This is a genomic window from Burkholderiales bacterium (assembly GCA_036262035.1).
Lineage (GTDB): Bacteria > Pseudomonadota > Gammaproteobacteria > Burkholderiales > SG8-41 > JAQGMV01.
In genome coordinates, this window is sequence record DATAJS010000009.1 from 190,776 (window position 1) to 211,198 (window position 20,423).

The window sequence follows — 20,423 nt, forward strand, 5'->3', positions numbered from 1 at the left end:
AAAATCCTTCGGGGATCGATCCCGGGGGACCGCGCCGCACCTTTCCGCGAATAGCCGCGAATTTCGGACCGGGGGTCAACGACCCGCGGTTCGGCAGGAGGTGAGGGCGCGATGGCGAAGTGCATCGACTGCGAACTCGACATGTCCACGGCAGACGGTTGCGGGATCGAGGTCGTGGTTTATCCGGATGGATCGACGCTGCCCGCGGTGCCATGGCAGGGGCCGCGGCGCTGCCGCGACTGCAACGCCGCGCCGGGCTTCGTGCATCACTGGAATTGCTGCGTCGAGCGGTGCCCGCAGTGCGGGCGACAGCTCATTTCGTGTCCCTGCGACACCGTGAAGCCGGTGGTGCACTGACATGGCTTGGAGCCGCGACAGCCGTCACGAGCGCGGGTACGGCTCCGAATGGGACCGCCTGCGGGCGATCGTCCTCGAGCGCGACGACCACCTTTGCCGATGCCCCGCATGTCGCCCACCTGGCGGCAAGGTTCGCCTGCGGGCGGCTACCGAAGTCGACCATATCAAGCCGAAGGCCGAAGGCGGCACCGACGAGCTCGAGAACTTGCGCGCGGTGAACGAGGATTGCCATCGGGCCCTGACCATCGCCCAGCAGGGAAAGAAGCGCAGGAAGTCGCGCGGCGTCTCGGTCGACGGCTGGCCGCTCGATCCCGACCATCCCTGGAACATCAAGTCGACAACGAAAGGAAGGTGAGATGGACAAGACCCTCGGCACCGCACTGCTCGAGGCCGCCGCGCGATACGGCGAGGCGCGCCTCAACGAACTGCCGCCAGCAGCGCGCGAGCGCGCGCAGGCGCTTTTCCAAAACGGCGGCACGGTCGAATTGCGCATCAACGCGATGAAGCAGCCGCAGCTGCGCATGGCGATGCTCGACCGCGACGGGAATGAGTTCGGAGAGCTCGGCACGCTTGCTGTCGATCTTGACGGCTGAGACCTCTTGCAACTTTTCGAAAGGCTGGCTACCTTTCGCGCATCGCGACCTCAGCGCCCGGACCACAGGGCGCCGCGAAGCGGGGCCAGCCCCGCGCAGCGTGATCGGGCCAGCCTGAGCACGCACCCTGAGACCAAGGTGAGCGACCGCATGTGCGGCCGTTCGGTTTCGGCGTGCGCTCGTGGCGACGCCAGTCTTACGAAAAGGACGATCACGCGATGAAAAAAGCGCAATATCGCGCCGCGATCACGGCAGCCATCGGCGCTCTGTGCACCCTCCCTACCACCGCAGCGGCGGTCGCAGCGCACTTCGGGATGACTCCGGGCGCGCTCATCTTCAACGATGGCGAGACCGTTGAAGAACTCCAGCAGCGCATGATCGATCTCCGCGACGAAGCGCAGGGGATCGATGCGCGGTCGAGGGTCGAGAACCGCGAGCCGAACGCGGAGGAGCAGCAGCGCATCAACGAAATCTTCGCCGAGTTCGAGAGCGTCGAGGCGCGAGTCGACATGGCGCAGCGTCGCTCGCCCGTCTCGGCGGGGACTTCGATGACGACGCGTCGCGTGGAGGCGAACGGCTTTCAAAGGCAAGTCCCGGAAGACCACACCACGCGCGCGCAGCAGGCGCGGCAACAGCGCGAGCCGCGCGCGTCGGTTCCCGCGTCTCCGCGCAGCACCTCCGCCGGATCCGGTGGCTTCCGTGACGAGGCCGAGTTCTTCATGTGCGTGATGCGGGCGAGCGCGCAGGGCGGCCGCGTCGACCCGCGCCTCGTGGCGAACGCGCCGACCACATACGGTCAGGAAGGTGTCGGTGCCGACGGCGGCTTCGCGGTGCCGCCGGACTTCCGTGAGAACATCGTTCAGAAGGTCATGGGCGAAGACTCGCTGCTCTCGCGCACCGACCAGATGACGACCTCGAGCAACGCGATCACCGTGCCGGCGGACCAGACGACGCCGTGGCAGGAGACCGGCGGCATCCAGGCCTACTGGGAGTCGGAAGCGGGCCAGAAGCAGCAGTCCAAGCCGTCGCTGTCGGGCCTCACGGTGAAGGCGAACAAGATCATCGCGCTCGTGCCGCTCACCGACGAGCTCCTCGAGGATGCGCCCGCGATGGCATCGTACGTCAACCGCAAAGCGCCCGAGAAGATCGACTACAAGGTCAACGCTGCGATCATCGCGGGCACCGGCGTCGGCATGCCGATGGGGATCCTGAACTCGCCCGGCACCGTCACGGTAGCCGCGGAATCCGGCCAGGTCGCTGACAGCATCGTCTACGACAACATCGTGAACATGTACGGTCGGCTGCCCGCGCAGTCGAAGCGGCGAGCGGTGTGGCTGGCCAACGCGGACATCGAGACGCAGCTGATGAAGATGAAGTTCCCGGGCAGCGACGCGAACCCGGTGCCGGTGTATCTGCCGCCCGGCGGTCTGAGCGCGTCGCCGTACGGCACGTTGCTCGGTCGCCCGATCATCACCTCCGAAGCGATGCCCGCGCTCGGCGACGCCGGCGACCTCGTGCTGGCCGACCTGTCGCAGTACCTGAGCGTCGTCAAGGCGGGCGGCATCCGTCAGGACGTTTCGATCCACGTGTTCTTCGACTACGACGTCACCGCGTTCCGCTTCGTGCTGCGCGTCGGCGGCCAGCCGTGGTGGAACGCGCCCATCGAGCGCACGAACGGTCAGGCGAGCCGCGCGTTCTTCGTGAAGCTCGGAGCGCGCTGATTGCGAATCTACGGGCCAGCGCTCGTGATGCCGGGGTAAGCGGATGAGTGCCCGGCTCAACAACACAACCTTCCGCCGCCGCGCCGCGCCCGCACGTCTTCCGGGCGCGGCCGGCACCTCCCATCTCCTGATGAGGTCGACGTCGTGATCGCCGGTACGCTCGAGATTCAGATGATGGCGAACCTCGCGAAGCTCACGAAGGACATGGGCGACGTCAAGAAGCTCATGGGCGACGCGGAGCGCCAGGTCTCGACCTCTGTCCGCCGGATTCAGGGCCTGCTCGCGGGCATGGGCATCGGTCTGGGGATCCGCGAGCTCATTCGTTACGCCGACACGTGGGCGAACCTGGAAGGACGGATCAAGCTCGTCACCGGCAGCACCGGGGAACTAGCGAAGACGCAGGAGCGCCTGTTCCAGATGGCGCAGCGAACGCGGGTGGGCTTCGAGCAGACCGCTGACACCTACACGCGCATTGCTCGATCTACCCAGACGCTGAACGTGACCGAGCAGCAGCGCCTGCGCGTCACCGAGTCGATCAACAAGAGCCTGATCATTTCGGGGGCGGCGCAGGAGAGCGCCGCCGCGGCGCTCATGCAGCTCGGGCAAGGCTTCGCCTCGGGCACGCTGCGCGGCGAAGAACTGAACAGCGTCCTCGAGCAGACGCCGCGGCTCGCGCAGGCCATTGCCGACGGCCTCGGTATCAGCGTGGGACGGCTGCGCGAGCTCGGCCAGCAGGGCAAGCTCACCGCAGACGCGGTGTTCAACGCGCTCCTGCGGCAGGGCGAGATTCTCGACCGCGAGTTCGAGAAGATGCCGAAGACCATCGCGCAGTCGTTCACGCAGCTGAACAACTCGCTCATGAAGTTCGTCGGCACGGCGAGCGAGGCCAATGGCGGTGCCAAGGCGCTCGCCGACCTGATCACGCTGCTCGCCGAGAACGTCGAACTCCTCAATGTGCCGTTGCAGGCGCTGATCGTCTTCGGCGGAAACGTTGCGTTCGTACTGCGCGGCATCGGCATGGAGATCGCCGCGATTGCCGCGCAATCCGAGGCCCTCATGCGTGCGGTCCGCGCCGCAGCGACTGGCGATTTCGCCGGGGCGGCCGAGGCCCTGCGCAACTTCGGGAAGCTCCGGGAAATGGCGCAGGAGGATGCGGCGGAGGCGCGCCGGCGCTTCGACGAGTGGGAAAAGAGCATCCTCGACGGCGGCAAGAAAGTCGCCGACGCGGTCAAGCTCAGTGCCGACGTCATCGCCCAGAATCAGCGCGAACTCAACCGCGCGATGTCGCTGACCCGCCCGTTCGCCGACCCCCAGCTCGCGAAGGAAGCGCGCGAAAAGGCGCTCACCGCGGCGAAGCTGCAGCTCGAAGACCAGCGCGACTTTCTTGAAATGGTGCGTGCGATCGACGAGGCCGAATACCGGGCCGGGTTGCTGAGTGCGCAGCAGTTCTACGAGAAGCGACACCGCATGCAGCAGGTGGCGCTGCAGGTCGAACTGGCGGGCATCACTCAGCTGATCGCCGCGCAAAAGGAAATCGAAAAGAACGGAAAGCCCGACGAGCAGCTGGCCGCGACCAAGGAAATCATGGAACTCGAGGCGCACCGCATGATCGTTCAGCGGACCGCGACCAGAGAGCGCAGCCTTCTGAAGCTTCAGGAAGAGCAGGACCTGCGCGAGCTCGCGAATCTCTGGCTGAAGTCGTACGAGGCGATGGCTTCGGCGGCCGACGACCTCGAGCAGCAGTTGATCGAGATGGGGGCGGCGCGGAACGCGGCGTTGTCGACCCAAGCCCAGGATGCGCAGTTTCAGCAGAAGCTACTCGAGATGGAGCGCGGCGCCATCGCGACCCTCGGCGCGGGCTACGACGAACTCACGGCGCGAACGATCGACTATCACACCGCGATGCAGGTCGAGATCGAGCGGCGACGCTTGAACAATGACCTGAAGGCCGAGCAGCACCGCATCGACCAGCTGCTGATCTCGGACGCCGAGAAGGCTCTGCAGAAGCAGTCAGCCGCCGCCGACTTCCAGCGGCGCGAGGCGCAGCTTCCGGACGAAATTCGCCGGCGCAACGAAACGCAGGTGCAGATCAACGAAGCCAAACGGGTCGCCGATGCGCAGCGCGATGTGCAGGTCGACATGTGGCGCTCCATCGACGAGACGGCGCGCGACACATTCCGCTCGATCTTTGACAGCGGCAAGTCGACGTTCGAGCGACTGCGCGACACGCTGAAGAACACGCTGTTCGACCTGCTGTACCAGATGACGCTGCGGCCATTCCTAATCCAGGTCGTGACCACCGTCGCCGGAACCGACGTCGCGCGCGGTGCGTTCGGCGCGGCGGGCACGCTGGCGACGCAAGGTGGCGCCGGAGGTATCAGCGGCATCGGCGGCGCGCTGAACTCGCTGCAAAGCCTTGGCAGCCTCAGCAACATCGGGGGCCTTTTCAGCTCTTTCCCCGGGAACAATCTCGGCCTGACGCTCGCCGGGGGCGTGCAGAAGCTCGGCGTGTCGCTCGGTTCCGAGGTGATAACGGAGTTCGGAAACACGCTCAACACGTTCTTCGGCGAAGGTCTCGGTGCGACCTTGGGCAGCGCCGCGCCGTTCATCGGCGCCGCGATTCAGCTCGCCATGGGCAACGCGCGCGGCGCGGGCTTCACTGCCGCGGGCGCCGCGATCGGCTCTATCATCCCGGGCATCGGCACCGCGCTGGGCGCCGTCATCGGGTCGCTCATCGGGTCGCTGACCGGCAAGAACAAGATTCCCGCGAAGGTCATCGATAGCTCATACGTGCACGCCCTGAACGCGAACGCGCCCGCGGCCTATGGTGGCTCGAGCGGCGGACAGCAGGTGCTCGAGCCTATCGTGAAGACCCTCGGCGAGATCGCCAAGACGCTCGGCATCACGCTTCCGGCGTATGCACTCAGCTACGCGTCGAACACCGGAAAGAACAGCCAGGAGCCGAACTTCGGCCTCGACGCGTCGATTGGGCTCGACCGAAACGTCTTTAAGGTGGGCGAGTGGCACGGCTCGCCGGTAGCGCTCACGCAGGAGAACGTGCAGCGTGAGGCGGCGCGCGCGATGCTCGAGGTCATCCGCAACGCCCAGCTGCCGAAGTATCTGGCCGATTTCTTCGCGACGGTGAAGCCCGCGGCCGAGCTCTCGAAAGATCAAATCGACGAGGTGCTCGCGTACGCCGCTTCGCTCAAAGAGCTCAACGAGGTGATCGTCAAGATCGCGGACATCAGCGGCATCAAGGCCACGTCCGAGGAGCTGCTCGCCGTCTTCGGTGACATTCAGACAGCAGTGCCGATGCTCAACGGCTACTACGAGGCGTTCTTCACCGCCGCCGAGAAGCAGGCGAACGCGCTGAAGGGCGTGAACGAGCAGATGGTCGCGCTGGGCATTTCGTCGCTGCCGCGCACGCGTGCCGAGTTCCGCGACCTGGTCGAGGCGCAGGATCTTGCGACCGACGCGGGGAAGCGTATGTTCGCCGCGCTGATCTCGATCGCGCCAGCGTTCGCCGCGGTGACGGAGGAGATCGCCGAAGTCGAGGACGCACTGGTGAGCCTTCAGGCCCGCGTCGACGAGTCGCGCAGCGCCGCGCTCGACGCGCTGCAGGAGCAGATCAGGACGTCGGAATCTGCAGCCGACCAAGCGCGTCAGAGCGCCGATGCGTACCGTGCCGCCAGCCAGTCCATGCAGGAGACCATCCGATCGCTGCGTCAGGGCAACCTTTCGACGCTACTTCCAGGTCAGAAGCTCGCCGAGTCCCGCAACACCCTCGGGTCGGTCTTCGCCGCGGCGCTGTCCGGTGATCGCGGCGCGCTCGCGCAGTTGCCGAACATCGCGCAGGAATTCCTGCAGGCTAGCCGCAGCTACAACGCGTCGTCGCAGGCGTACACCGACGATTTCTCGCGCGTCATGGCGATGCTCGAGCAGGCGGGCGTGGCGAGCGACGTCTTCGCGGGCACGATGGATTATCAGGCAACGCTGCTCGATATTCAGACCGGCGTGCTTCAGAACATCCTCGCCGAACTCGAGAAGCCCTCGCCCCAGCTGGACAAGCTGAACGAACAACTGGCGGTGCTCGAGGGCGTCCGCGACCTGATCGCCGACGCTGGGCGCAACATCCTGACGGTGAACAGTTCCGTGCAGGGCACCACTGGTGCCGTCATCAGCGGCAATTCGATGATCAGCGCGCAAACGGGCGAAATCACCGCACTTCCGACCGTGATGCGTCAGCAAACGGCGGCGCTGCTCGGCGGCAATTACATGGTCACGGATCCGCAGACCGGCCAGTTGGTGAATCTCACGGTCGACTCGGCGGGCCGCATCACGTCGGTGCGGGATGCGATCGGTGGGCAGACGACGTCGCTGCTCTCGGGAAACTACATGGTGAGCGACCCGAACACCGGGCGCATCTTTCAGGCGACGGTCGAGCAGACCGGAGCGATCAATGTCGGGCTGTCGGCCGGCGGTGCGCTCGCAGCCGGGACGTATCAGGTGCTCGATGCAACGGGCCGCGTGCTCGCCGCCACGGTCGACAACGCCGGTCGGGTCACGTCGGTTCGCGATGCTCTCGGCGTGCAGACGAACTCGCTGCTCGCGGGCAACTACAACGTCACGGATCCGGTCACGGGTCAGGTGCTGCAGGCCACGGTGAGCCAGACCGGGGCGATCACCTCGTACGACCAACGCATGCTCGATCAAGCGCAGGCGCTACTCGGCGCCAGCGGACCGCTCGCGGCCGGGCAGTACGCCATTCAAGATCAAACCGGGCGCGTCTACGCGGCAACGGTAAGCGCAGGCGGCAATGTCACGGCGCTCAGCGAGATCGCGCGAGACCAGAGCGGTCGCATCTCGACCGGCAATGATCTGATGAACGCGCAGACGCGGGAAATTATCCTCGGGAACACCACGCTCGATGCGCGCACCGGGCAGGTCGTGCAGGGCATCAATCAGCAGACCGGGCAGGTCGTCGCCGGTAACTCGACGTCGGACGCAATCCGCAACCTGACGGCACGGGACACGAACGTCAGCGAAGCGATGCTCGTGCAGCTCGCCCAGAACTCGACGACGCAGAGCTCGCAGTTCGCGACGATGGTCGACGGCATCAACCGCACGGTGCAGGCGATGAACACCCTCATCGGTCTGCAGCAGGAGCTCAATGCCGCCGACGCCGCGCGGCGTGCCCAGGAAGAGGCCGCCGCCGCGAAGATGGCCCAGATCGCCACCCAGCAGGCGGCGCTGTCGAGCGCGGCGGCGATGCGCGACACCGTCACGTCCGGCGTCAACACTGGGATCGCGAACATTTGGACGCTCGCGGCGCAGTACGGTGTCGGCCTCGAGAACACCGCGGGCCAGCGCGCGACCTTCGAGGTGCGTGACGGCCAGTTCTTCTCGGACTACAACGTGCTGCGCTACACGAACGAGGCCTCCGCGATCGCGTTCAAGGAAGCGTTTTGGGCGTCCGGCGGCGTCTACGACCAGACGTTCGGCAAGGCGGCCGAGCTCGCCGCGCTCACGCAGCAGTTGCAGACCCTGCGCGACCTCATCACAGGCTTAGGCGGGATCCCCAGCCATGCCGAGGGCCTCGACTATGTGCCCTACGACGGCTACGTGGCGCGCCTGCACCGAGGCGAGTACATCGCGACGGCATCGGAGGCGGCGGAGATACGCGCCGGGCGCGCGAGCGGTTCGTCCAGCGACAGCGCAGCCGCCGACCGCCTGTGCTACGCCATTGAGCAGGGCAACGACTTGGTCCGCGAGCAGACGGGCGTGATCGCTTCGGTCCGCGGCGAGATCAAGCGGCAAGGCGAACAGGTCGGCCGTTCTTACATTGAAGGGGCGCGCGAGACCGGGCGCCAGCAGCGCAACTTTAAAGATGCGCAACGTTCCCGCTGATGCAGATCGTCGCCGTCAAGTTCATCGACCCGACCGACCTGGCCGAACACGGCATCACCGGCGAGTTGCCGATGCTCCTCGAGTTCGAGGACTGGCCTCGCGGGTGACCCGCGATCTTCACGCGGGTTACACGGTGGGCGAGCAGCGATCCCGGTCGCGTCAGGGACGCCGGTCGTCGACTATCCGCAGGAGATGAGACGCCAACATGACGAGTTCCCGCGCCTTGGCGGCCCCGATGCCGACCGTCCGGTGGGCCACGCTGTTCCGATAGGCACCAAACGTTCCGGCGAATAGGTCGGCCATGCCTTTCCGCTCGGCGAGCTCTGCTGATGGATCTGTGAGCGGACCCGGCTTCTCCGGGTTGAAGGCGGCCCGCATTAGCACAACACCGTAGTCTCCGGCACCGAATCCGCCCGCGTGCCGTACCGCCTCTTCGACGGCCTTCATCGCTCGGGTCACGGCCTCATCCCATTCGCCGCGGGCGAGACTCATCCACGCCGTTTCGTGCAGCGCGTGATGCAGCAGTGATTTCGGGAACTTCAATGCATCCCGGTAGTGCTCAAAATCAGTCGCCGACGTGATCGCAGCAGCCCGCTCGCTGATGCGGTGATAGCCGTTGTTGCCGTTGACCCCGGGCTCGCGTATCACCAGCCGATTCTCAACCAGCACTTGCCACGCTTCGTTCAAAGCCCGTTCGACTGCGTCTTTTTGCTGCTGCGGGTAGCCTTTCTCATGCTGGCCAATCGGGCCGTGCACCTGCTCGAAAATCGCGGCCGGATGCACCAAACCGCTCGGTTGAGGACGATCACGGGCGAGCTGGAGAACCACGGGGGCCAAGTCGTCCGGCGAGAGCTTCAACAACAGTTCTGGATCGGGGAAAATGTCGGTTAGAGTTTTTGGCATGGCGAGAGTCGTGCACGTCGTTCGGGTTATGGCCCGGGGTCTTCGTTCAGTCGCTCGGACCAGCGCAAATAGAACAGCAGGTAAGGGTCCGGGATATCAAGGATCTGCTTCTGTTCGTCCCAATCGATCGCGCGTTCGTTCGGAAATTTTTCCTGCGCCAGCTTGCTCATGTGCAGGCACGTGCCGATGACGCTCGACCCCACGGGCATGTCCGAGGCGCAGATGCGGCGCACGCGGCGCGTAATCTCGTCGTAGTCGTGGGCCAAGCGAGGAGGGTCCGAGGACACCGCCTTTAGAATGCAGCGGTACACGTCCCCCTTCGTTCCGTCCTTGAAGTCATATAGCCGCCGCTCGGTTCCTCGAGTCTTCGGGCCGGCGTCGAGGACGTCGACCAGTGACCGAAAGTCCGTACTGGTGGTCGTCTGCTCGAAGATCGTCTTGATATCGGCGTCGGAACAGGTGATCGACTTCCGAGTCAATCCCCGTTCACGAGCGCCGGTAACGAAGCACGCGTTAAGGCAGATCGACTGCATGAGCTGAGGAGAGCCCGCGGCCTCGACAACGAATCGATCGATCGCCTCTTCCGGAAAATCCACCTTGAGCGCGTCGAAGCCAGTGCGCGCGATTTGCTTCAGTTCGGCAGCAGCCCAGTAGTTGAGGTCGATCGCCCTGACGCGCCCGCGCAATTCAGGGTTCGCGCGGACGACATCATCGCCGCGATGGCGCACAGCGGCCGCGCACACCTTGACGCCGAGCCGAATGGCTTCCTTGATGATCTTTGCGGCGTCTTCCTGGACGAGCCTTGGCATGTAGTGAAAGTCGTCGATCAGCAGAACGAAGTCGCTGTTCGCGATCTCGTCGACCACCTGCTTCATCCCTGTGCGCTCAAAGCTCTTCTCGTTGGAACGATCGTGCTGCAGCTGCGCGCCGCCGTCGACCTTTCCCTCGATTTCTCCAATAAACGGCAGACCGGCGCTTCCTTGCACCTCCGCCTTAACCGCCACCTGCCCACCCGTTTTCGCGCCGCTTTTCCGAGTGGTCGGTGCATCCATCCAGTCGAGGACACGGTCCCAAAGGTCGTTCGGCTGCTGGATGCCTGCGCCGGTGATGGTGATGAGGTTGTCGGGGCCCACCACTTTCTCGACCAACACCGTTTTCCCTGACTTCGACGGACCCGACACGGACACAAGCTGGCCGGGCGTCGCCAGCGCATCCTGAAGCGCTTGCTCGAGCCGATCCGACTTTCGCTCGACGTATGTGTGAGACGGAAACGCGCCGGGCGTGAAGACTTCGGTCGCTTTAAGCGCCATCGGACTTGCCTCTTGATGTCGACGTAGGGTTCAGCGAAACGCGCCGCCCGCTGCTTTCGTGGGACAGTAGCGGGACAGCGCCAGCAACGAACCAGAGCAAACGGGCGTATTATCCCCGGCGCGGTTCACTCGTAGAAGAGCAACCCAGAAATGCCCGGAAGAACAGCGTCTTGGACTTAAAATCCCTCGCCAGCAATGGCGTACCGGTTCGAGTCCGGTTCCGGGCACCATCGAAAAAGGGGCGGTCATGAAAGAAGCTCGCCGGGGCGTCGGACTCGTTCTTTCGTGCATCTTCGTCGCGGTCGCGTTGTGGGGCTGCGGCCTCGGCTTCCGCACCTACGTCTGCGAAGACCAGATCAACCAGGCGGTCGCCCACGCGTCCAAGACGAGCTACAACACCGGCAGGCGGGAGGGCATACGCGCGGCGCTGGAGTGTTTTGCCAGTCGGAGCGGGCGGATCGACCAGGCGTTGGAGGCATGCGCGCGGACCGTGCGGTGAGCGGTTCGCCGGCCGCAGCGAAGATGCAGGCGAGGCAGACGCCTGCGGCTCGAATCAGCTCTGCTTGCGCTGTACGAAGCTTACGATCGACGCGATCGAATCGAGATTCTGCGGCACCAGCTCGGCGTCGGCGATCTCGATGCCGAACGAGTCCTCGATGAACCCGACGAGCTCGAGCACACCGGTCGAATCGATGATGCCGTGCTCGAGCAGCGACGCATCGTCGGCCAGCTTCACCGAGTCCGGTACGTAGAAGTTCGAGCGGATGAACGTCGAAACCTGTTCCCTGATTTCCATCAAATGCTTTCTCCGTGTGGCTGCGCCGGCGGGGCACGGCGCCGGCCGCCGATGACCCGCGGCTCGCCGGCGGCGTCGCGGATCGCGCGGACGTCCTCGTACTCGCGGGCGCGAGCGTACAGCATCTCGACCTGCTTTTGCTGGCCTGCGCCGATCTCTACGAGCAATATTCCCCCCGGCCGCAGGTAGCGCAGCGCCTCGCGTATCACGCGCTGGTGAATGCTCAGGCCGTATGCGCCCGCCGCGAACGCCTCGCGCGGCTCCAGCAACAGCAGGTCGCCGCGCTCTTCGAGCAGGCGTTTCTCCGAGATATAGGGCGGGTTACAGACGACGACGTCGACCGTGCCTTCCAGCCCGAGGCTGTCGAGGCTGGCGAAAAGATCCCCCTGGTGCACCGACACGCGGTCCTCCAGCCCCAACGCCGCGGCGTTGGCGCGCGCGAGGTCCACGCATGGCCCGGTGAGATCGCTCGCCCAGACGCGGGCGCCCGCAGCCCGATGCGCGATCGCGCAGGCGAGGTTGCCGGTTCCGCAGCACATGTCGATCACGCGGGCGCACGATCCGCCCGCGAGCTCCGCCAGCGCTGCGCGCGCGAGAAGCTCGGTCTCGGCCCGCGGCACGAGCGCGCCCGCACCGACACGCAGCTCGAGCCCCATGAAGGTCGCGCGGCCGGCGCGTATCGCGGCCTCGACGCTCGTGCGTTCTTCTTGCGGCGTCCCGGGTTCTTCTATCGGCATGTCTCGAGCACCGAGTCGTGGTCCACGGTGAGCGGAAGGTCGGCGTGCTCCACGGGCCGCCGGCGTACGAAACGTTCGTGCAGAACCTGCGTGGACAGCACGCCCACCAGCGCCATGTTGTCCGCGTTCGAGAACTGAGCCTCGGTCGTGCGACCGATGCACTTCTTCCAGAGCTGATCGACGGCCTTGGGGTCGAAGACGCCGGCGTCGGCGATGCTGGCCGGGGCGAGCAGCTCGTCGAGGTAGCGGGGGCGAGCCGACGCGACGAACGCGAGCGCATCGGGAGCGCGATACGGCTGCTTCACGCGCTCGAGGATCTCCCTGGGTACCAGGCCGCGCGCGGCGCGCTTGAGCACGTGTTTCTCGTCGAGCGCGCGAAGCTTGTAGCGATCGGGGAGCGTCTGCGCGAGCGCCACGACGTCGCGGTCCAGGAACGGAAAGCGTCCTTCGACCGAGCTCGCCATGAGCATGCGATCGCCTTGCGAGGAGAGGAGATAGCCCGCGAGCAGAGTGCGCATCTCGAGATACTGATCCTGCGCGAGCGCGCTCCAGCGCCCGAACTCCGCCGGCAGCGCCGCGAGCAACGCCGCGGCATTGTCCTGCCCCGCGAGGACTGCCCGCAATGCCGGGGAGAACATGCGTTTCAGCGCGCTCGTCGTCCGCCACCGCGTCGCGTGCGCGAAGCCGGGCGAAGCAAACGCTTCGAGATTGCGTCCGAAGAATTGCCGCGCCATGGCCTGCTGCGCGACGGGCGAGCGTTGCAGGTACGGGTAGAGCCGCTCGAGGAGCCGGGGCCGCAGCGCGCTTTCGGGATGGCGCGCCCAGAATCGCCGCACCTTGCCTTCGCGGAACAGGTCGTATCCGGCGAAGACCTCGTCCGCGCCTTCTCCGGTCATCACGACCTTGATCCCGGAGCGCTGCGTGAGCCGCGAGAGGAGGAGCAGAGGTACAGGCGCGGTTCTGAGGATCGGCCGCTCGGCGTGGTACACGGCGGCGGGAAAGGCTTCGGCGATGTCGGCGCGCGTCACCACGATCTCGCGATGCTCGCTCGCGAGCCGCTGCGCCATCAGGCGTTGAAAGCTCGTCTCGTCGTATTCGGCGTCGGCGAAGCGCAGCGAAAACGTGCGCAGCTTCGCGCTCGAGGCTTCGCGCGCGAGCGCGGCGATGAGCGAGCTGTCGAGACCTCCGGACAGATAGCTGCCGACCGGAACGTCCGCGCGCAAGGCGCGCAAGCGTGTCGCTGCCCGAAGTGAATCCAGCACCGCGTGCGCCGCATCCTCGATCGAGCCGCCGAACTGTCCTTCGCGCCGCGCTTCCTGCGGGAACGAGGGCTGCCAGTACGCCCGCTCGCGCATGCTGCCGCGTTCGTACACCTGCAGGTGCCCGGGACGCAGCTCTTCGACGCCGGCGAACGCCGTGCGTGGGGCGACCGGCGACCAGAAGGTGAACGTCTCGTCGATACCTTCGGGATCGAGGGCGCGAGGGATCGACGCGTCGGCCGCGAAGATCGATTTCACTTCGCTCGCGAAGTAAAGCCGGCCTGCATGGCGGCAGACGTGCAGCGGGCGCACGCCGAGGCGGTCGCGCGCGAGGGTGAGCCTCTGCTCGCGCGGCTGCCACAAGGCCAGCGCCCATTGCCCGTTCATGCGCGTGAAAGCGTCCTCGCCCCACGCGCTGAACGCGTGCACGATGACCTCGGTGTCGCTGTGCGTGCTGAAGGCGTAGCCGAGCCCGATCAGCTCGTCACGCAGCTCGATGTAATTGAAGATCTCGCCATTGAAAGCGATCCACACGCTGCCGTCGCGGTTCGACAGCGGCTGGTGTCCGCACGCGACGTCGATCACCGACAGACGTGCGTGAGCAAGACCCGCACGAGCATCGCGGTAGAGGCCGAACTCGTCGGGCCCGCGATGCCTGAGCGCAGCGGCCATCCGCAGCAGCGCCTCGCGCTCGGGCGGAGCGGCCGTCATGCTGAGCTGAAGGATTCCGGCGACGCCGCACATCCTTCAGCGCTGCGGGTCGAGGTGCGCGCGATCGATCTCCGCGATCTCCTCCACGAGGAGGGCGGCCGCGTGCAGGCCGTGGGTCGCGTTGCGCTTCGAGTCGATATCCCTGAACACGCGCTCGACCTGCTCCGGCTCGAGCGACAGGGCGGCGGCCACTTCGGCGGCTTCGACGCCGTGGTTATGCGCGTACAAGCAAAGGTCCATACCGGCGTACGGCAGCGCGAAGTAGAACTCCTCCTGCGTCTGGCTCATGGAGAACGTGTCGGTCGTCGGCGCGCGCGCCCGGATCTCCTCCGGCACTCCGAGATGCCTCGCGAGCTGATACACCTGCGTCTTGTACAGGTGTGCGATCGGCTTCACGTCGGCGGCGCCGTCGCCCTGCTTGACGAAGAACCCCTGGTCGAACTCGAGCCGATTGGGCGTTCCGGTCACCGCGTAGTTCAGCCGGTCGGCATGGTAGTACTCGATGGTCTTACGCACGCGTTGCTTGAAATTCGTCGCGGCGACGAGCTTCAGGTACGCCTGGGCGGTCAGCCGCACCGAGCGCGTCTCGCCCGCGGGGTCCTCCACCGTCAGCCGCGAGACGTTCAATCGCTCGCCGTGTATCGGCGACGGGAGCGAAAGCTTGCATTTCCAGCCGTCGCCGTATTCGGGCACCAGGCTTTGCACCGCTTCGGCCTGTCGGCGATAGCATCCGAATCCTTCGAGGGCGGCCGTCACGTCCTCGACGACCGCTTCGATACCCAGGGTATCGGCGACGAGCCGGCCGAGCCGCAGCGAATCCGGGGATGAATCGCGTTCGGGCATGAAGATGCCGAGCACTTTGTCGCTGCCGAGCGCCCGCGCACAGAGCGCCGCGACGACCGAGCTGTCCACGCCCCCGGAAAGGCCCACCACCGCGCCGCGCTTGCGCAGGCTTCCGAGCACCTGTTGGCGCAGCGTACGGACGATGCGCGCGATCTCGGCTTCGGCGTCGAGCTGGAGTACTGCGGGAGAGAGCATCGGAGGGGTCGTGAGGTCGTTGCAGGGCCGAAAACTATCATGTGCTCGCGTACGCGGTCGAGTGCGTCGTCCCCGCTTCCGGAAGTTACCCGCGAAGCGGGTCGCGCTACAGGCACTCTGCCGCCTTGCCGCGCGGGCCGGTTTGCTACACTTTTGACCTCTCATGGACTCTTCCATCGAGCCTGTGCCGGACGCCGCCCCTGGGTTTTCGACGGAGATCGCACGCGGCGGCGCCGAGGTCATCGCCGCGCTCGCGGACGAGTGGCGGGACATGATGACCGGCGGGCCGTGCGACGAGCCGTTCTACACGCCCGAGTGGATAGGCGCCTACGCGCGCAGCTTCGGGCGCGCGAGCGAATTTCTCGCGGTCACCGCGCGCCGCGCGGGCAGGCTGGTGGCGGTGCTGCCTCTGGTGCGCGAGCGGCGTACTTTCGCCGGAATACCCGTGCGCATGCTGCGCAGCGCAGGCAATGCCCACACCTGCCGCTACGAGCTCGTGCACTGCCGCGAGCATCGCGAGGATGCGGTCCGCTCCATATGGCTGGCGCTCCTCCGAGACAGCGCATGGGACACGCTGCTGCTCGAGTTCGCGCCGCCGGATGGCGCGGCGGCGCAGCTCGCCCGCCATGCCGCATCGACACACTGCCGCGTCGGTGAAGCGCCCGCGCTGCCGCAGCCGTTCGTCTCTCTATCGACCTGCGCAGGCGACTTCGACGTCCTGCTTGCCGGCCTCGATGCGAAGTTCCGGGCGAACGTGCGGCGCCGCAGACGCAAGCTCGAGGCACGCGGACCGCTCGCGCTGGTGCACGCCGTCGGCGCGGACGACCGGCTGCGCCAGTTCTATGCGCTCGAGCGTGCGGGCTGGAAAGGAAGCCAGGGCACTGCGATCGCGTGCGATCACACTGTCCAGGCGTTCTACGAAGAGGCGGCCGCGAAAGCCGCGGCGCGAGGTTACCTGTCGCTGTACTCACTGGAGCAGGAGCGCCGGCCTGTCGCGATGTACCTCGGCCTCGAATACGCGGGCCGCTATTGCCTGCTGAAGACCGCGTACGACGAAGCGCTGCGCGAATATTCGCCGGGACAGCTGATCACGCACGACGTGTTGCGCGACCTCGTCGAGCGCGGCTCGCGGGAGCTCGATTTTCTCGGCGGCCCCATGGACTGGAAGTCGGACTGGAAGCCGCGCGAGCGTCCGCTCAGCGATTTCCACGTCTATCGCGGCGCCGCCGGGCGCGCGCTGCACGCGTTGCGTTTTCGCGTGCGGCCGCTCGTGTCGAGAGCGCTGCGCCGCGTGAAGGCGCGATCGTGAGCGGGGTCGCCGCGGAGCTGCACGGCAGCGCGAGCGAGTACTGGGCGACCGAGCTGCCGGCGCTTTCGCCGTCGATGCTGGTGTCGCGCCGTGCGGGCGCCGGGAGCGCGTTTCCTTTCGACGCACCGAACGTGCAGTACGTCCACTTCGCGCGCAACGCGATCTATCACCTGGCACGGCAATGGCGGCTCGACGGAGGCGAAGTGCTGATGCCGGCGTATTTCCACGGGGTCGAGCTCGAGGCCCTGCTCGCGGCGGGCGCGCGGCCGCGCTTCTTCGCCGTGCGCAACGGCATGCGCGTCGACCCCGAGGACGTCATCGACGCGATCACCCCGGCGACGCGCGCGGTGTATCTCATCCATTACGCGGGCTTTCCCGGCCCGGCCGATGCGATCGAGGCGATCTGCCGCGCGCGCGGGCTGCTTTTCCTGGAGGATTGCGCGCTCGCGCTGCTCTCGAAGGCGGGCTCGCGCCCGCTCGGAAGTTTCGGGGACGCTGCGGTGTTCTGCCTCTACAAGACGCTGCCCACGCCCGATGGCGGCGCGGTGGTGATGAAGGAAGGCCGGCTCGAATTCGTAGGGGTGACACCGAACTTTCTCGGAGCGGCGCGGACCACCGCGGCCGCGGTTCTGACGTCGCTCGAACGCGGCGGGGGAGTGATGCGATCCATGGCGCGCTGCGTGAAAGCGGTCGGCAAGGCGGCGACGCCCCGGGCGCAGGCCGAATGGGTCGACGTCGGGACGCAGCACTTCGGTACCGCCGATGTAGACCTGCTGATGAGCAGCGTGTCGCACCGCATCGTGGCAGCACAGGATTTCACCGCGATCGTCGAGGCGCGCCGTCGCAACTACCTTCAACTGCGCAGCCTGCTGTCCGATCTCGCAGAGCCGGTGCACGCGGCGCTGCCCGACGGCGTGTGCCCGCTGTTCTATCCGTTCACGACCGGGCGTAAGCTCGAGCTGTGGACGCGGCTGCGCGCGGCGGGCGTACAGGCGGTGCTGTTCTGGCTGGGCGGCGATCACGGACCGCGGCCGGGAGAATTTCCGGACGTCGATGTCCTGCGGCGCACGGTGCTCGAGTTGCCGTGCCATCAGGACATGACGGCCGAGAAGATCGAGCGCCTTGCACGTCTCGTGCGGCGCGAGCTTGCGGCCATCGGCTGAGGGGGGCGCGATGATCGTGATCCTGGGCCGGCTCGTCAGCTACGGTGAGCTCTGGTTCGACGAGGTGCAGCCGCGCGATCCGCGGGTGGACGTGCTCACCTATCGCCTGTGGCCGGGGCGTGTGCCCGGCGCTCGCTCGAGCCGCTTCCTGTCGCTCGTCAGCGATCTCACGGCGGACGAACGCGCACTGATGGCGCGGCTCGGCAACACCAACCGCTACAAGATCAATCGCGCCAACAACCGCGACGGCCTGACGGCGGAGTTCCTTGCGGCGCCGGCAGCGCGCCTCGAGGAATTTCGTGCGTTCTACGATGCATTCGCCGGACAGAAGAAGCTTGCGCCGTCGTATCGGCGCGGTCTGGAAGCCTCGTGTGCGGCCGGACAGCTCGTGCTGTCCGCCGCATCGCGCGACGGGCGCCGCATCGTCTGGCACGCGTACGTGACGTCGGGCGGGTCCGCCGCGCTCCTGCACTCTGCATCCCACTTTCGCGCCGAGGACGGCGTGGACCGGGCGCTCGTGGGCCGCGCCAATCGGTGGCTGCACTGGAAGGACATGCTCGAGTTCAAAGCCGCGGGTTACCGCCGTTACGACTGGGGCGGGATGTTCGAAGACGAAAGCGTTGCGGCGCAGGCAAGCATCAACAACTTCAAACGCGAATTCGGCGGCGATCCGATCGAAAGCTACAACTGCACGATGGCACGCACCGTCAAAGGGCGCGCATACACGGCGTGCCTGACGCTCGTCGACCGCGTGCGCGGGGTCGAAACGGGCCCGTAAATGGCATAATCCCCGGTCTTCACTGGGCCTCCAAATGCGCAACTACAACTCGAGACGGCGGGTGCTGGTCACCGGCGGAGCGGGATTTCTCGGCTCCCACCTGTGCGAAAAGCTGCTCGCTGCCGGGCATTCCGTCCTTTGCATCGATAACTTCTTCACCGGCACGAGGGACAACATCGCCCATCTCATCGGGCATCCGCATTTCGAGTTGATGCGGCACGACATCACTTTTCCGCTCTACGTCGAGGTCGACGAGATCTACAACCTGGCGTGTCCCGCATCGCCGGTTCATTACCAGTACGATCCCGTCCAGACGACCAAGACGAGCGTGCACGGCGCGATCAATATGCTCGGCCTCGCCAAGCGCGTGCGCGCCCGCATCATGCAGGCGTCGACCAGCGAGGTCTACGGCGATCCCAAGGTCCATCCGCAGAACGAGACCTACTGGGGCCATGTGAACCCGATCGGGCTGCGCTCCTGCTACGACGAAGGCAAGCGCTGCGCGGAAACGCTGTTCTTCGATTACCACCGCCAGCATGCGGTGCGCATCAAGGTCGCCCGCATCTTCAACACCTACGGCCCGCGCATGCATCCCAACGACGGGCGGGTGGTTTCGAACTTCATCGTCCAGGCGTTGAAAGGCGAGCCGATCACCATTTACGGCGAAGGCACGCAAACCCGCTCGTTCTGCTACGTCGACGATCTGATCGAAGGCTTCGTGCGCCTGATGAATACGCAGGACGACTTCACCGGACCGGTGAATCTCGGCAATCCCGTCGAATTCACGATCGCCGAGCTCGCCGAGCACGTCATACGCCTGACGGGCTCGGGATCGAAGCTCGAGTTCAAGCCGCTGCCGAGCGACGATCCCCTCCAGCGACAGCCCGACATCTCGCTCGCCAAGAGCGCGCTCGGCTGGGCGCCGACGGTGCAGCTCGAGGACGGACTGAAGCAAACCATCCGCTATTTCGAGAACCTGCTGCGCGGTGCGGCTGCGGCCGAGCAGCGGACAGTGTGAAGGAGGCCCGTTTGAGCGCACCCGATGTGCGCGACGTGCAGCTCGAGCGTTGCCCGCATCCTTACGGCGGCAACGCTTTGCGCAGCCTCATTCCGCCGGGCTCGCAGCGCGTGCTCGATTTCGGCTGTGACGACGGCGCTTTCCTCGCCAGCCTCACCGGAGTGCCGGAGCTCTACGGCTGCGACATCAACCCGGAACGTGTCGAGCGTGCGCGCGCCAACGTGCCCCGGGGAAAGTTCGTCGTCGTCGGCGCAACACCCGAAACGCCGTTCGAGGACAATTTCTTCGACGCCGTGACGCTGCTCTCGGTGCTCGAGCACGTGCCCGACGAACGGGCGTTGCTCGCAGAGATCCATCGCATACTGAAACCCGGAGGACGCGCCATCGTCCTGGTCCCGCACAAGGGTCTGTTTGCTTTCGCCGACCCGGGCAACGTCAAGTTCCGCTTCCCGCGTTTGCACAAGCTCGTCCACCTCATGTCGTCGCGCTCCAGCCGTGACGAATACGCGCGCCGCTTCGAAGGCCAGTCCAAGGAAGGGACGATCGGCTGTCACTCGAACCGCTGGCACGTCCACTATTCGGCGGGCGAGCTCAAGGCTCTGCTGCACGATCACTTCGAGGTCGAGCGCATGCACGGCTTCTGCCTTTTCAACCACATACTGTCTTCGATGCACACCGCTTCATCGCTGGTGTTCAGGTCGGCACGCTTCCCCGTCGTGAGGATGTTCGAGAAGCTGGTGCACTGGGACTTCAACGTCCAGCCGGGGCGGGCATCCGCGTTCATCGTGGTCGCCGCACGCAAACGCGCGACGGCGTAACCGCC

General features: G+C 66.2%; 17 protein-coding genes and 1 tRNA gene. 12 read left to right on the plus strand and 6 right to left on the minus strand.

Annotated features, from left to right (window positions below):
* The first annotated feature begins 111 nt into the window (after positions 1-111).
* The 5 genes from VHP37_06910 (at position 112) to VHP37_06930 (ending at position 8,578) form a co-directional block, all read left to right on the plus strand.
* Positions 112-357: a hypothetical protein gene (locus tag VHP37_06910; protein HEX2826058.1), complete on the plus strand. Its 246-nt coding sequence runs from the start codon at positions 112-114 to the stop codon at positions 355-357.
* A 1-nt stretch (position 358) separates the two neighbouring features.
* Positions 359-712: an HNH endonuclease signature motif containing protein gene (locus tag VHP37_06915; protein ID HEX2826059.1), complete on the plus strand. Its 354-nt coding sequence runs from the start codon at positions 359-361 to the stop codon at positions 710-712.
* Between the two features lies 1 nt (position 713).
* The gene (locus VHP37_06920) at positions 714-950 is read left to right on the plus strand and encodes a hypothetical protein (GenBank protein HEX2826060.1); all 237 of its coding nucleotides are present in this window, start codon (positions 714-716) and stop codon (positions 948-950) included.
* A gap of 218 nt (positions 951-1,168) precedes the next feature.
* Entirely contained in the window at positions 1,169-2,671 is a 1,503-nt protein-coding gene (locus tag VHP37_06925) for a phage major capsid protein (protein ID HEX2826061.1), read from the plus strand.
* 144 nt (positions 2,672-2,815) lie between these two features.
* Positions 2,816-8,578, plus strand: coding sequence for a tape measure protein (locus VHP37_06930; protein HEX2826062.1), 5,763 nt, complete (start codon positions 2,816-2,818; stop codon positions 8,576-8,578).
* Between the two features lie 159 nt (positions 8,579-8,737).
* Here the strand turns inward: VHP37_06930 and VHP37_06935 are convergent, their stop codons facing one another.
* Both VHP37_06935 and VHP37_06940 read right to left on the minus strand, forming a co-directional pair.
* Positions 8,738-9,481, minus strand: coding sequence for a TIGR02391 family protein (locus VHP37_06935; protein HEX2826063.1), 744 nt, complete (start codon positions 9,479-9,481; stop codon positions 8,738-8,740).
* Between the two features lie 26 nt (positions 9,482-9,507).
* The gene (locus VHP37_06940; protein HEX2826064.1) at positions 9,508-10,791 is read right to left on the minus strand and encodes a hypothetical protein; all 1,284 of its coding nucleotides are present in this window, start codon (positions 10,789-10,791) and stop codon (positions 9,508-9,510) included.
* Between the two features lie 152 nt (positions 10,792-10,943).
* Here VHP37_06940 and VHP37_06945 point away from each other — a divergent pair.
* Positions 10,944-11,021, plus strand: a tRNA-OTHER gene (locus VHP37_06945).
* Positions 11,022-11,038: 17 nt separating this feature from the next.
* Entirely contained in the window at positions 11,039-11,290 is a 252-nt protein-coding gene (locus tag VHP37_06950; protein HEX2826065.1) for a hypothetical protein, read from the plus strand.
* Between the two features lie 54 nt (positions 11,291-11,344).
* On the opposite strand, the gene VHP37_06955 is transcribed toward VHP37_06950, so the two are convergent.
* The 4 genes from VHP37_06955 to nadE are packed head-to-tail and all read right to left on the minus strand — an operon-like array spanning position 11,345 to position 15,332.
* Positions 11,345-11,587 carry an acyl carrier protein gene (locus VHP37_06955; GenBank protein HEX2826066.1) on the minus strand — a complete coding sequence of 81 codons (243 nt, stop codon included), beginning with the start codon at positions 11,585-11,587 and terminating at the stop codon, positions 11,345-11,347.
* A complete protein-coding gene (locus VHP37_06960; GenBank protein HEX2826067.1) occupies positions 11,587-12,324 on the minus strand; it encodes a HemK family protein methyltransferase in 738 nt (245 codons plus the stop codon). The genes VHP37_06955 and VHP37_06960 overlap by 1 nt, the downstream gene beginning before the upstream one ends.
* Positions 12,315-14,327: an asparagine synthase (glutamine-hydrolyzing) gene (gene asnB, locus VHP37_06965; GenBank protein HEX2826068.1), complete on the minus strand. Its 2,013-nt coding sequence runs from the start codon at positions 14,325-14,327 to the stop codon at positions 12,315-12,317. Before asnB ends, VHP37_06960 begins: the two co-directional genes overlap by 10 nt.
* A gap of 3 nt (positions 14,328-14,330) precedes the next feature.
* Complete coding sequence (gene nadE, locus VHP37_06970) at positions 14,331-15,332, minus strand: NAD(+) synthase (protein HEX2826069.1); 1,002 nt, start codon at positions 15,330-15,332, stop codon at positions 14,331-14,333.
* A 163-nt stretch (positions 15,333-15,495) separates the two neighbouring features.
* On the opposite strand from nadE, the gene VHP37_06975 reads away from it, so the two are divergent.
* The 5 genes from VHP37_06975 to VHP37_06995 are packed head-to-tail and all read left to right on the plus strand — an operon-like array spanning position 15,496 to position 20,418.
* A complete protein-coding gene (locus tag VHP37_06975; GenBank protein ID HEX2826070.1) occupies positions 15,496-16,641 on the plus strand; it encodes a GNAT family N-acetyltransferase in 1,146 nt (381 codons plus the stop codon).
* On the plus strand, positions 16,638-17,804 hold the full coding sequence (locus tag VHP37_06980) for a DegT/DnrJ/EryC1/StrS family aminotransferase (protein ID HEX2826071.1): 1,167 nt from the start codon (positions 16,638-16,640) through the stop codon (positions 17,802-17,804). The genes VHP37_06975 and VHP37_06980 overlap by 4 nt, the downstream gene beginning before the upstream one ends.
* A gap of 10 nt (positions 17,805-17,814) precedes the next feature.
* Positions 17,815-18,582, plus strand: a complete 768-nt coding sequence (locus tag VHP37_06985) for a hypothetical protein (protein ID HEX2826072.1) — start codon at positions 17,815-17,817, stop codon at positions 18,580-18,582.
* Positions 18,583-18,616: 34 nt separating this feature from the next.
* Positions 18,617-19,600: a UDP-glucuronic acid decarboxylase family protein gene (locus VHP37_06990; GenBank protein ID HEX2826073.1), complete on the plus strand. Its 984-nt coding sequence runs from the start codon at positions 18,617-18,619 to the stop codon at positions 19,598-19,600.
* Between the two features lie 11 nt (positions 19,601-19,611).
* Positions 19,612-20,418 (plus strand): class I SAM-dependent methyltransferase, encoded by an 807-nt coding sequence (locus VHP37_06995; protein HEX2826074.1) that lies wholly within the window; start codon positions 19,612-19,614, stop codon positions 20,416-20,418.
* Positions 20,419-20,423: the final 5 nt, after the last annotated feature.